Below are 12,919 nucleotides of genomic sequence, written 5' to 3' on the forward strand. Positions count from 1 at the left end.
TGCCACTCCCGCTCAGTGGGACTCACCGACGGACACCGCGAGCTCCCCGCACCAGCGGCGGCGCACCCAACGGTGAGGGTTCTGTATGTGCACGGCAGGGGCCTCGCAAGGGACACCCATCTCGACGAACGGACCGTCAACACTGTCCGCGTCCGGGTCAGTTCGATCGCGGACACGTGCGCAGGACGCGGCCCGGACACATCACGACAGGGCCACCCGGCTCGCGCTCTCGCTCTCGGTGGAGGCGGACATGACGGCACCGGCAAAGACCGGCGGACACGCGCGCGACATCCCCGCCCCGAGCTCCATGATCGAACGTATGACGCTCATCCTCGACGCGTTCGACCCCCACACGCCGAGCCTCTCCCTGCTCGGCCTCGCCGAACGCACCGGCCTGCCACGCTCCACCCTGCACCGCATCCTCGACCAGATGATCCGGCTGCGCTGGCTCACGCACTCCACGGGTGGCTACCGGCTCGGCATGCGCCCTCTGGAGCTCGGCGGGCGCGCCGCGGGACACAACGAGATCAGGGACGTCGTCACGCCTCTGCTGCACGAGATGTGCCGGCACACCGGCCTGGCAGGGCATCTCGCTGTCCTCGACGGACGCGAGGTCGTCGTCCTGGAGAAGGCGGGCGGCCGGTCCGCCGCCCGGCTGCCCACCCGGCTCGGCGCTCGGCTGCCCGCCCACACAACGGCTGTGGGCAAGGCGATCCTCGCCACACTCGACCCGGGCCTGGTCGACTCGGCCTATCGCGGACAACTGCCCATGAGCACCCCACGCACCCTGCGCACCGCCGCTGACCTGCAGCACGAACTGACCAGGATTCGCAGGCGGGACGGCCTGGCCATCGACAACGAAGAGACCCTGACGGGCTTCCGCTGCGTCGCGGCCCCCTTGCGCAGTGGGGGCCCGGCCACGGCCGCACTGTCGCTCTGCGGCGACTACCAGGCAGTGGATCTCAAGGAGTTGGCCCCACTGGTGCACGACCTCGCGGGCGAGGCGCGCCGTGCGCTGTTCCCACTCCGGCGTCAACATCGGACGGGGTAGGGGCGCGGTGGCAGGGACGCAGGCACCCGTTCCACCCCGCCCCGGCTCTCCGCCACCCCTCGATCCAGACCGTCTCTTACGGATCACTCTGTGACCTGGATGCTGTATCCAGCCGCAGGCATCTTGCTGCCTGCGGCTGGTCATCCATGTAAAGGCTGTTGCTTGAACGCTGGCAGCACACCGAGAGTCCCTCGATGAAGAACAGCACGTTTGCCGACTTCGCCCACAAGCCCGTTCTCACTGGTGAGAAGGCTCTGAGTCGCACGGCGTCAGACCTGCGGCAGAGAGAAGGGGACGAACCCGCTGACGCGGCCAGTGGTGTCGAGGAGCCTGCCCATGCGTTTGCGGGATTGGAGGAACACGCTGCGGTCGCTGACCTTCAAGTTCGGGAAGCGTTCCGCGAGTTGCGCTTCGAAGGGGTCGATGGCGTGCAGGCCACGGAGCCAGACCATCACGAGCAGGTTGTCGGAGCCGCTGACGGACACGGCCAGGCGGACTTCCTCCATCCGGGCCAGCGCGTTCCCCGTCCCTTCGAGGTGGGTGTGGGGGACCGCGGTGCGGTAGAGCACGACCGTCGACAGCCCGGCGAGGGGGTGGGCCAGGTCGCAGCGGAAGGTGATGTCTCTGTCACGAATCATGCGCTGAAGCCGACGCCGGGCGGTGTGTTCACTGATGCCTGCCGCGGCTCCGAGGTCGGTGTAGCCGAGGCGTCCGTCGCGACCGAGGGCTTCCAGCATGGCCCGGTTGCCGGGCTGCGGCCGGTGGTGCATCTGGGCGCTGTACACGGTCCGGCGAGAGCTGCGCGGAGTGGAGAGTTCCGCGTGCCCGGCGGGCTCCATGGCCCGCATCCGCCAGTCGCCGCCCTCGCTGTACAGCGTGATCCCGAGGCGGGTACGGGTGGACCGTACGCCGTCCAGGCCACCGATCAGGCCGTGGACCGAGCGGCCGAGGGCGGGCAGGTCGGCGGCGGCGACGGTCGCCAGGAGATCGAAGTCGCCCGTGACCTCGTCGACACTGAAGACCCAGGGCATGTCGGCCAGGGCGATGCCGACCGATTCGAGCGCCCGCGGCCGGCACCGCACCTCGACATAGGCGACGGTGGCCGACTTCGCCGAGTCGTACGCGGTGACCCAGGCCAGGCCGTTCGCTCGCAGTCGCTCCCAGCGGCGGGCCGCTGTGGTCGCATCGACGCCGAGTGCCCGGCCGATCCGGGACCACGGCGCCCGGGGAGCGGCCTGCAAAGCGTCGACGAGAGCCAGGTCCAGTTCGGAGAAGCGCACGTCCGCACCCGCGTCGCGGAAATCGGGTGCCACCTCTCCTCTCAGGATGCTTTCCTGCAATTCTCCAGGGACTTCGGTCACAGACCGGATCGTAGGGGCACTTCCGGCCGATGCCCAGCGTCGGCCACGGCGATGAGGAGTGCCGCGTGTCTGCTGCGTCCCCGCAGTCCGCCCGGAGAACCGTCCGGATCACGATCGTCCTGCTGTTCACCGCCTGGCTGGTCGACTACGCCGACCGGCTCGTCATCAACCTGATCCTGCCCTCCCTGGGTGCCGAGTTCGACCTGAGCCGCGGGCAACAGGGCCTGATCGTCTCCGTGTTCTTCCTGGCCTACGCCCTGTGCCAGATACCCGGCGGGATGCTCACCGACCGCTACGGCGCACAGCGGATCACGCTCTGGGCCCTGCTGGCATGGTCCGTGTTCACCGCGCTGACCGGCTTCGCCTGGTCGTTCGCCGTTCTGCTCGTCATGCGGTTCGCGTTCGGCGCCGCCGAAGGCATCTTCCCGCCGGCCTCGATGAAGGTCCTCGTCGAGCGGACCACGCCGGAGGAGCGGATGGGCGCCAACGGCCTGATCATGAGCTCCAACGCCCTGGCCGGTGTGCTCGTCCCGATCGTCGTCGCTCCCCTGGTCGCGGCCTTCGGCTGGCGCTCGGCGTTCTTCTCCACGGCGGCGCTCGGTGTCTTCGTTCTGGTCGCGATACGGATGTGGCTCCCCGCCCCGTTGCCCCGCACCCAGCCGGATACCAGCACCACGGGCAGGCGCGCGGGCGGCGTTCTTCGGATGGGCGTGATCTGGCGCTTCAGCGCCATGATGTTCGGCTACAGCATGATCGTCTGGGGCCTCAACACCTGGGTTCCTTCGTATGTCGGCGAGGAGTACGGAGTTCCTCTCGCCTCGGTCGGAGCCCTCGTGGCGATCCCGGCCCTCGCCGCGGCCGGCGCGATCGTCATAGGCGGCCGGCTCTCGGACCGGTTCGGTGGCCATCACCGGAAGGTGATCGTGCCCAGCATGACGGTGACTGCCGCCGCGTTGCTCCTCATGGCCCTCTCGACCTCGCTCACCGGCTTCGTCGTCTTCGGCACGCTCGCCTCGGTCGCAGCCTCCCTCTGCTACATGCCGATCTTCGCCGTTCCGCTGGGCGGACTGGCTGCCGAGGACGTGGGCGTGGGCAGCGCGGTGATCATCCTCGGCGGCCAGGTCGCCGGCATGGCCGTGCCGCCCGTCATCGGCGCGCTCGCCGACGCCTTCTCGTTCCGGGTCGCCTTCGCCTTCCTGATTCTCGGCGCGGCCATCGCGATGGTGATGGCTCTCCTGACCCCGCAGGACTCCGCGTCCTTCCGGACCGCCACCGGTGCGTCCGATCTGCCCGTACCCGCAAAGGAGCACGCATGACCGCCATGTCCGTCACGAGCCTGCTGTCCGGCTTCCCGGACCAACTGCCCGGCCTCCTGGCCCTCTACGAGGACCTGCACGCCCACCCTGAGTTGTCCTTCCAGGAGTTCCGTACGGCCTCAGTCGTCGCCGACCGTCTGCGCAAGCAGGGCTGGAAGGTCACGGAGAGCGTCGGCGGCACCGGCGTCGTCGGGATCCTGGTCAACGGCGAGGGTCCCGTTGTCCTGCTGCGCGCCGACATGGACGGGCTCCCGGTCAAGGAGCGGACGGGACTGCCGTACGCCTCCCACGAGACCGCCGTCGACGGCGAGGGCAACGAAGTGCCGGTGATGCACGCCTGCGGCCACGACATGCACGTCACCTGTCTCCTCGGTGCGACCGGCCAACTCGCGGCCGCCCGTGCGGAGTGGCGCGGCACGGTCGTCGCCGTGTTCCAGCCGGCCGAGGAGATCGGCGGGGCACCGGCCATGATCAAGGACGGCTTCCTGGAACGCTTTCCGCGCCCCGACGTCTGCCTCGGCCAGCATGTCTCCCCGGCCCCCGTCGGCTTCGTCGGCACCCGCCCCGGGCCGGTGATGGCCGCCTCCGACAGCCTGCGTGTCCGCCTCTTCGGGCGCGGCGGACACGGGTCCGCTCCCGAGACCACCATCGACCCGATCGTCATGGCCGCCGCGGTCGTCATGCGCCTGCAGACGGTTGTCTCCCGGGAGGTGGGCGCGACGCAGACCGCCGTCGTGACCGTCGGCTCGCTCCACGCGGGCACCAAGGAGAACATCATCCCCGACACCGCCGACCTGCGGATCAACGTCCGCTCCACGACTCCCGCGGTACGGAGCCGGGTTCTGGCGGCCGTCGAACGGATCGTCCGCGCCGAGGCCGCAGCGTCCGGCGCCCCCAAGGACCCCGAGATCACCGGATTCAACTCCTTCCCCGTCACCGTCAACGACGACCGGGCCACCGGCACCGTACTGACCGCGATCGCCGAAGCCCTCGGCGAGGAACGGGTCCTCACCCTGCCCCAACCCCTCACCGGCAGCGAGGACTTCGGTGTCTTCGGCACGGCCCTCGGTGTCCCCTCGGTCTTCTGGCACTTCGGCGGTGCCGATCCCGCCCTCTTCCAGCACATCGCCCCCGAAACCCTGCTGACGGACGGTCTGCCGGACACGATTCCCGCCAACCACTCCCCGCACTTCGCCCCTGTACCCGAGCCCACGATCCGGACCGGCGTGACGGCCCTGCTCGCAGCGGCCACCCCATGGCTGTGCACCGAGGCCGACCACGCCTGCGACCGCCAGGGGATGTGACGTACCGCGTGACCCGGACATCACCGCGTTCCTGCGAAGCCCCGCCGCCGAGGCGGCGGCCTGGATCAACACCGCCCTCAAACGGCTGATCGGCTGACGCCTCGCGGCACCGCCAGGAGAGCGCCCCTCCTCAATTCCTCTCATCCAAGAAGGACTTGCGAATGAACTCGAACGACTCCAGCACCGATCTCGCCTACCTCAGTGCCACCGAGGCGCGACGGCTCTTCGACGCCCGCGACCTGTCCCCCGTGGAGCTGATGCGCGCGGTCATCCACCGCGCGGAGCAGACCGAGCCGGTCGTCAACGCCTTCACCGAGCAGCTCTACGACGAGGCACTGGAACAGGCCCGGCACGCCGAGGACCGCTTCCTCGGCAAGGGCGGCCTGACGCCGCGCCCGCTGGAAGGCATCCCGGTCGCCACCAAGGAGAAGCACGCCATCGCCGGGCGCTCCCTCACCGAGGGCTCGCTCGTCAACGTCGGTAACACCGCGACCGAGAACGCCCCGGTGATCGACCGGATCCTGGACGCCGGCGGCATCATCCATGCCCGCACCGCCACCCCCGAGTTCTCCATCGCCACCTTCACCCACAGCCGTCTGTGGGGCGTCACGCGCAACCCGTGGAACCCCGAGCTGACCCCCGGCGGCTCGTCCGGCGGCGCGGGCGCCTCTCTCGCGGCCGGCACCGCGCTGCTCGCCTCCGCCTCCGACATCGGTGGCTCCACCCGCATCCCCGCCGCCTTCACCGGCACCGTCGGCTACAAGGCTCCCTACGGCCGGATTCCCGGTGTGGCGCCGCTGTCCGCCGACCACTACCGCGGCGACGGCCCCATGGCACGGACCGTGGACGACTGCGTCACCTTCACCAACGTCCTGACCGGCCCCGACCCGCGCGACCACGTGTCGCTGCGCCCGAAGCTCGTTCTGCCGACCGAGTACGACGCGGTCGCGGGGATGCGCATCGCGCTGTGCGTCCGCCTGGGCGCGTACGACGTCCACCCCGAGGTCGAGGCCAACACCCGCGCGGTCGCCCGGGCCCTCACCGACGCGGGTGCAGTCGTAGAGGAGATCGAACTCCCGTGGACCAAGGACGACATTCTCATCAGTCTCGGGGCACACTTCTCCACCATCTTCGGCGCCCTCGTCTGCGAGATCGAAGCGAAGCACCGCGACCGGATGTCCGCGTACGCGGCAGCCTTCGCGGACACCATGGCTGTCGCCCGTGAGCGTGTCACCTACTTGGAGGGCCTACGCGTCGAGACCCGGCTGCAGCGCGAGCTGGGCGAGGCGATGGCCCCCTTCGACGCCCTGATCTGCCCGACCACCGCCGTCCCTGGCATGCCGGCCGGAGACGACCTCCTGGGCCGTCTGGTGGTGAACGGCGAGGACCACGGTGAGCCGATGTGGGCACCGATGACCGTCCCCTTCAACATCAGCAACCGCTGCCCCGTCCTCAACGTCCCCAGCGGTCATTCCAGTTGGGGCCTTCCCACGGGCCTCCAGATCGTCGGCCACACCTACGACGATCCGACCGTCTTCCGTATCGGCAAGTCCCTGGAACAGCTCCGCCCCTGGTCCTACACCCCGGACCACCGGCCGACCGCTCTGCCGGCAGCTCTCACGCGCTGAGGAGGCGGCCCCCAACTCCTGGACGTCGTGGGCAGCAGTCTCGACGCAGGCTATGTGCGGATGGAGCTGAAGATCGAGCCCGGTTGGGACGTCGGCCGGTCCCGGTCACCTCCAACTGCGGGACGATGCCGGGCCAATCCTGATCCTCCACCCGAGTAGTTCCACCGGGCGCAACCGCCCCCGGTGGATCGGGACTTCGCCCACCGGCGTCATGTGCGCCTCCAAGGACGGCCGGTCCCGTGTCAGTGCCGCAGCAGGCGGAGGTCGACCGCATCGGCCATGGCCTTCATGCCCGCGTCGTCGGGGTGTATGTGATCGCCCGAGTCGTAGGCGGGGTTGAGGGCCGAGGGGTCCGCGGGGTCGCGCATGACCCGGTCGAAGTCGATGACGCCGTCGAAGGCGCCGCCGGTGCGGATCCAGTCGTTGACGCTGCGGCGGATCGCCTCGGCGGCGGGCGTGTAGTAGCCGTTGCCCTTGTCCGGCATCAGGGTCGCGCCGACGACACGGACGCCTGCGGCGTGCGCCTCGTCGACCAGGGTGCGCCAGCCGTCGATCAGGTCCTGCGCGGTCAGCGGTCCGCCGTTGGGACCGGCGTTGTTGCCGATGTCGTTGATGCCTTCGAAGAGAATCACGTCTTTGACGCCGGGCAGACCCAGGGCGTCGTGGCGGAACCGCTTCAGGGCGCTGACGCCCTGCCAGGGGTTGGGGACATCGGTGAGCACGCGGTTGCCGCCGATACCGGCGTCGACGACGCTCAGCCGCTGCGGGCCCGGCTCGGCCTCGAGGCGGCGGCCGAGAACGTCGGGCCACCGGGTGTAGGTACCGGTCGAGGAGTGGTAGCCGTCGGTGATGGAGTCGCCGAACGCGACGACGGTGCCCTTCGCCGTCGGAGACAGGACGTCGAGACCCGCAAGGTAGTACCAGGAGGTCGTGGTGGTGACGAACCCGGCCGCGCTGTCGTCCCCTGTGTGGTCGCCCGGGGCCGTGTAGGTCGTGTCGAAGGCGTCCGAGTGCCACGTCGACATGCCGGTCGCACCGGGCACGTAGAGGCTGACGAGCAGGTTCTGCCCCGCCTCCACCGAGATCGGGACGACGTCACTGACGACCTCGTCGCCGGCCGGGACCGTGACGCGGTCCGATCCACCGAAGGTGATGCGCCGGGCGGTGCCTGGCCTTGCCTCGCCGCCGTGCGCCTGGACGGCGACGTTCGCGGTCGCCACCTCGAGCGGTCCGGGGCTGTAACGGTTCGAGAGAGTGATCCGGGCGCGCGATCCCGCCACGCTGCTGTGCACCACCATGCGAAGGGTCTGGTTCTCGAAGGAGGGGCCGCCGGTCGTCATGCTCGGCGACCAGGCGCTCACCCGGGTGCCCGGGGCGTGCGCCGACGGTGTGTCCGCGCGCGCGGTGCCCACCGGCGCGGCCGCCAGGGCGAGCGCGAGCAGCGCTCCGAACAGGGGCCGCGAAGGTCTGCGGCGGGCTCGGCTGCGCACCGCTCGGTGCGGCTGATCGAGGGTCATCGGCACGTTCTCCGTTCTTCTCGACGTTCAGGTCGTCGTTCAGGCACGTACGTCCTCGGGGAAGCACGGTGCAGGGCAGGGCGCCTGCGACGCCGGGTGCCCTGCCCTGCACCGGTCGTACCGACCGGTTCAGCCCTGGAGGTCCGTGAGCCTCATCGACTGACCGGGCCGCAGGGTGACGGTCGTGCTGCGGCCGCCCGCAGTGACGGTGGTGCTGCGTCCTCCGACGCTGTGCAGCGTCGCCCGGCGTACGCGGCCGCGCTCCCAGGTCATGTCCACGGTGAAGCCGCCGCGGGCTCCCACGCCCTTGAGGGAGCCGGATTCGGCCCAGGCATCGGGGAGCGCCGGCAGGAGTTCGATGTGGCCGGGGCGGGAGTGGACGAGCATTTCCAGCATCGCGGTGGGCGTGCCGAGGTTGGCGTCGATCTGGAAGATCGCCCGGGTGTCGGAGACCCGGTACATGTCGAAGAAGTTCATGGCCGTGCCGGTGTCACCGCCCGCCCAGGGCTTCAGGTTCGTCAACACGAGCCGGTAGGCCTTGTCGGCGTCCTTGAGCCGCGCCCAGCACGCTGCCCGCCACGCGCAGGCCCACCCGTAGCTCTCCATGCCGCGGGAGGTCAGCAACTCCGTTGCTCCCTTGAGGAGTTCCGTGTCACCGGCGTCCGGGCGGATACGGTCGCCGGGGAACAGGTTGATGAGTGGCGACAGATGGCGGTGGGTGGTCTCGCCGAGGTCGTCCTCGCTCATCCACTCCTCGAGGCGGCCGGACTTCGGGCTGACCCGCGGGAGATAGAGGCGGGCACGCAACTTCCCTACGGCGGCGGCGTGTTCGGTCTCGCGGCCGAGAGTGCGGCACGCCTGTTCGTAGTGGCCGAAGAGGGACCACAGGAGTTCCTGTGTGTATGTGATGCCGCGGGCGTCCTGCGGGCCCTGTTCGGGCGACCAGTCGTGGTCGTCGATGAGGACCTCACGGCCGTCGACGGTCGTGGTGATCAGGCGTGCTTCCCAGAACTCGCAGGCGCCCTTGAGGAGCGGCATGATCCGCGCCAGGTACCGCACGTCCTGCGTGTACTCGTAGTGCTCGTAGAGGGATTCGCACAGCCAGGCGTTGCCCGCCGGGTGCCACCACCAGCCCAGGCCGCCGTAGGGATTCGTGGAGAAGGCGACCGTCCAGCCCGCGACCTTGCCGGAGGTGTTGCGGTAGCGGTTGCGGGAGTCGTTGAACTGCTTCTGCGTCACCTCGCTCCACGCGGGGAGCTGAGCCAGGCAGTAGTCGGCGAAGGCGGGGAAGGTGTCGCCGAGGCCGGCCCGGTCGGCCAGCCAGTAGTTCATCTGGATGTTGATGTCGGTGTGGTAATCGCCCATCCAGTCCGGGGTGTTTCCCTCCAGCCACAGCCCCTGGAGTCCCATGGGCAGCCCGTCGCGCGAGCCGCAGATGGTCAGGTAGCGACCGAACTGGAGGTAGCTCGCCTCCAGTTCCGGGTCGGGCGCCGACCCGTCGGCCGCGCGCGCCTTCAGGCGCGACCAGGTGTCCATCCGGCGCTGCCCGCCGCTGGAGCGGCCGAGGTCGAGGGTGAGCCGGTCGTAGCGGGCGCGGTAGTCGGCGATGTGCGTGTCGCGCAGCCGTACGGCCGAAGTCCGGGCCGCCGCGAGGGCCTTGTCCTGGGCGAGTGCGAGCGGGTCGGCGGCCGGGTCGCGGTAGCCGTTGGCGTGGTCCGGCGCATAGTCCGTGCCGCCGCTGATGACGAGGGTGACCTCGGTGCAGTCGGTGAACGTGACGCGGGTTCCGGTGGCGGTGATCGCCCCGTCCCCGGCGGCGGTGACCGCGGCGGCGTAGCGCAGCTTGTTGCCGAGGGCGGCGGAGAAGGAGGCGAGGTTCCGGTCCTTGTCGACGCCGGTCGTTTCGCCGTGGGTGCCGGAGAGGATGACGGCGCCGGTGAGGGAGCCGCCGCCGCTCTGGCTGAGCCGGACGACGATGGTGTCGTCGGGGGCGCTGGCGAACATCTCCCGGGTGTGGCGGACCTTGCCCTTGGTGTACGTCGTGGTGACGAGGCCGTTGCTGAGGTCGAGGGTGCGGCGGTAGTCGGTGACGGCGGAGCGCTCGTGTCCCGGCAGGTACAGCATGACGCGGGCGAGCAGGGTGAGGCTGCCGAAGTCATCGCGTCCGTACGGGAATTGGCCGTCGCTGTCGAGGGTGGTGTTGGCGTCGCCGCTCCACATGCTGGCGTCGGTGACGTGGAAGAGCTCGCGGGCGGGGTCGGCGCCGACGAGGGCACCGAGGCGGCCGTTGCCCAGCGGCAGGCCCTGCTCGATGAGGAGGTCCTCGTCGGCGGGCTCGGGGTACCACAGGGTCGTCGTCTCGCCGGCCGGTACCAGCGGGGACGTGGTGGGGCGGCGGGGCGCGGCGTGCGCGGTGAAGGCGGGCAGGGCGCTCAGCGCGAGGGCTCCGCCGAGGCCGAGGACCAGGCGTCTGGAGGGTCCGTTGCTCATGTGCGGCTCCTTGGACGTGACGGGTGGTCAGGAGAGCTTGATCAGGCGGGAACCGTGGGCCGGGACGGCGGTGGCGGTCCAGGAGCCCTTGGCGGTGCCGAGGTCCTTGCGGGCGACGACATCGCGCAGGTTCTGGGGGCCCTTGATGCCCAGGTCCTTGAGGTCGACCGTGATGTCGGTGGCCGTGGAGCCGAGGTTGTAGACCGCGAGGTAGGTGGCGTGGCCCGTCTTCTTCGTCCACACCTGCGTGTCACCGGAGCGGATCTGCTTCGGCAGGACGGCAGCCTGGTCGACGGCGATGACCTCGGGGTTGGTGAGGATCGCCTTGGCCTTGTCGTCGAGGAAGTAGATGTCGCCGCCGACGTACAGCGGAGACGAGGCCATCGACCAGAAGGTCATGACGGTCTGCCGCTCGGTGTCGTTGATCCCGTCCTGCAGGCCGCTGCCGGTGTTGTTGTTGATCGGCATCGAGTCGAGGTCGCCGAGGTAGCCGGGGGCGGACAGCTTGGGCAGCCACTTGGGCAGGTCGGCGAAGCGGTCGTCGACGGAGCTGGTCCACGTGCTGGTGGTCTCGCAGTAGCACTCGATGTCGGTGTCGACACGGACGCCGTTGGCGTAGGGCCGCAGGCCGTCGCCGGCCTCGAGGTCGACGGGCCAGGCGCTGGCGGACAGCCACATGCTGCGGCCGCTGTGGTCGATGGCGGTGGACCAGGCCTTGATGTCGGCGACGTTGTCCTTCGTCACGCCGTCGATCTTGATGAAGTCGATGCCCCAGGAGGCGTACCGCGCGACGATCGAGTCGATGTACTCCTGGGCACAGGGATTGCTGTAGTCGATCTTCCAGCTGCCGCCCCACTTGTTGGTCGGGGTCAGCGGCTTCACGGCGATGTCCTGCGCATGACAGTCAGTGCCGAGGATCGGCGCGTTCTTGTCGTAGACCTCCTTCTCCAGTCCGGCGGCGCCGTACAGACCGAGCTTGAGGTCCTTGCCGTGGACGTAGTCGGAGAGCGACTGCATACCACTGGGGAAGCGGTCCTTGTCGGCGTTCGGGATGCCGTTGGCGTCGGTGTGGAAGTTCCAGTCGTAGTCGAAGTTCCAGCCGGCGTCGATGTTCAGATTCTTGTAGCCGGCCGAGGACAGCTTGCTGCTGAGCGCGTCGGCGGCGTTCTTGATGTTGCCCTCGTTCAGCCAGTGTGTGCCGTAGCCGTCACGCGAGGAGGACTCGACGCTCCAGCTGCTCCAGCCCATGAACGGCTTGACGTACGGGGTCTTGGCCTCAGCGGTGCCGGTGGACAGGGCGAGCGTGAGGGGCAGTGCACAGGCGGCGGTGAGCGCCGCGCGCCGGGTCGTTTTGGTCGTACGGGTCACTGGAAGTACCTCCGGTATCGGGGAGAGGGAGTTTCAGGATTTGAGGCCGGACATCGCTATGCCCTGGACGATGTGGCGCTGAGCGACCAGGAACATGATCACGAGCGGGAGGACCGCCACGACCGTGCCGGCGAACAGCTCGGGCAGGTTGACGGTCTGGGAGGTGAGGAAGCTGGAGAGGGCGATCTGCACGGTCCAGCTCTCGGGGTCCTGGCCGATCATCAGGGGCCACAGGAAGGAGTTCCACGCCTCGATGAAGGACAGTGCGCCGAGTGAGGCGATCATCGTGACCGAGTTGGGCAGGATGATGCGCCCGTACACACCGAGGTAGCTGAGGCCGTCGAGGCGGCCCGCCTCCTCGATCTCGGCGGGGAAGGACAGGTAGAAGCTGCGGAAGAGCACGACGGCGAACGCGTTGAACAGGCCGGGTGCGATCAGGCCCCACATCGTGTTCACGCCGCCCATCGAACCGACCACGACGAACGTCGGCAGGAAGGTCACGGCCTGTGGAATCATCAGCGTGCCGACGATGAGCGAGAGGACGACCCCGCGACCGGGCACGTTGATCCGGGCAAGCGCGTACCCGGCCATCGAGGCGAGCAGCGTGGACACCGGGGCCGAGATCACCGCGATCAGCAGCGAGTTGGCCAGGGACCGGCCGAAGGGTCGCTCCGGGTTGTCGAACAGAGAGCTGAAGTTGTCCCAGTTCAGCGCGGACGGCAGCCAGTGCCAGTCGGTGGCGGTGACCTCCGGCGTCGTCATGAGGGCGTTGCGCAGAAGCACGTAGAACGGGATCAGGAAGACCACGGCCAGCAGGCACAGCACCAGGTACGTGGCGGCGGAGCCGAGCACGCTCCCTCGGTAACGGTTCATGGGTTCAGTCC

Annotated in this window: 9 protein-coding genes; 4 read left to right on the forward strand and 5 right to left on the reverse strand. The window is 69.4% G+C overall.

What is annotated here, in order from left to right:
* The first annotated feature begins 250 nt into the window (after nt 1–250).
* Nucleotides 251–1,051: an IclR family transcriptional regulator gene (locus tag ACWFR4_RS14375; RefSeq protein ID WP_453464306.1), complete on the forward strand. Its 801-nt coding sequence runs from the start codon at nt 251–253 to the stop codon at nt 1,049–1,051.
* 269 nt (nt 1,052–1,320) lie between these two features.
* On the opposite strand, the gene ACWFR4_RS14380 is transcribed toward ACWFR4_RS14375, so the two are convergent.
* Entirely contained in the window at nt 1,321–2,364 is a 1,044-nt protein-coding gene (locus tag ACWFR4_RS14380) for an Lrp/AsnC family transcriptional regulator (protein ID WP_453464304.1), read from the reverse strand.
* Nucleotides 2,365–2,477: 113 nt separating this feature from the next.
* Between ACWFR4_RS14380 and ACWFR4_RS14385 the strand changes: the two genes are divergently transcribed.
* The 3 genes from ACWFR4_RS14385 to ACWFR4_RS14395 all read left to right on the forward strand — a co-directional run bounded on the left by ACWFR4_RS14385 (nt 2,478) and on the right by ACWFR4_RS14395 (nt 6,660).
* The gene (locus ACWFR4_RS14385; protein WP_453652643.1) at nt 2,478–3,728 is read left to right on the forward strand and encodes an MFS transporter; all 1,251 of its coding nucleotides are present in this window, start codon (nt 2,478–2,480) and stop codon (nt 3,726–3,728) included.
* Nucleotides 3,725–5,032 carry an amidohydrolase gene (locus ACWFR4_RS14390; protein ID WP_453652645.1) on the forward strand — a complete coding sequence of 436 codons (1,308 nt, stop codon included), beginning with the start codon at nt 3,725–3,727 and terminating at the stop codon, nt 5,030–5,032. The genes ACWFR4_RS14385 and ACWFR4_RS14390 overlap by 4 nt, the downstream gene beginning before the upstream one ends.
* 161 nt (nt 5,033–5,193) lie before the next feature.
* Entirely contained in the window at nt 5,194–6,660 is a 1,467-nt protein-coding gene (locus ACWFR4_RS14395; protein WP_453652647.1) for an amidase, read from the forward strand.
* 242 nt (nt 6,661–6,902) lie between these two features.
* On the opposite strand, the gene ACWFR4_RS14400 is transcribed toward ACWFR4_RS14395, so the two are convergent.
* The 4 genes from ACWFR4_RS14400 to ACWFR4_RS14415 all read right to left on the reverse strand — a co-directional run bounded on the left by ACWFR4_RS14400 (nt 6,903) and on the right by ACWFR4_RS14415 (nt 12,908).
* Entirely contained in the window at nt 6,903–8,177 is a 1,275-nt protein-coding gene (locus ACWFR4_RS14400) for an SGNH/GDSL hydrolase family protein (RefSeq protein WP_453652649.1), read from the reverse strand.
* A 129-nt stretch (nt 8,178–8,306) separates the two neighbouring features.
* On the reverse strand, nt 8,307–10,667 hold the full coding sequence (locus ACWFR4_RS14405) for a glycosyl hydrolase family 95 catalytic domain-containing protein (RefSeq protein WP_453652651.1): 2,361 nt from the start codon (nt 10,665–10,667) through the stop codon (nt 8,307–8,309).
* 27 nt (nt 10,668–10,694) lie between these two features.
* Nucleotides 10,695–12,035, reverse strand: coding sequence for a glycoside hydrolase family 27 protein (locus tag ACWFR4_RS14410; protein ID WP_453464289.1), 1,341 nt, complete (start codon nt 12,033–12,035; stop codon nt 10,695–10,697).
* A 33-nt stretch (nt 12,036–12,068) separates the two neighbouring features.
* A complete protein-coding gene (locus tag ACWFR4_RS14415; protein ID WP_453464286.1) occupies nt 12,069–12,908 on the reverse strand; it encodes a carbohydrate ABC transporter permease in 840 nt (279 codons plus the stop codon).
* Between the last annotated feature and the right edge of the window lie 11 nt (nt 12,909–12,919).

Source organism: Streptomyces sp. NPDC055140, assembly GCF_053607285.1.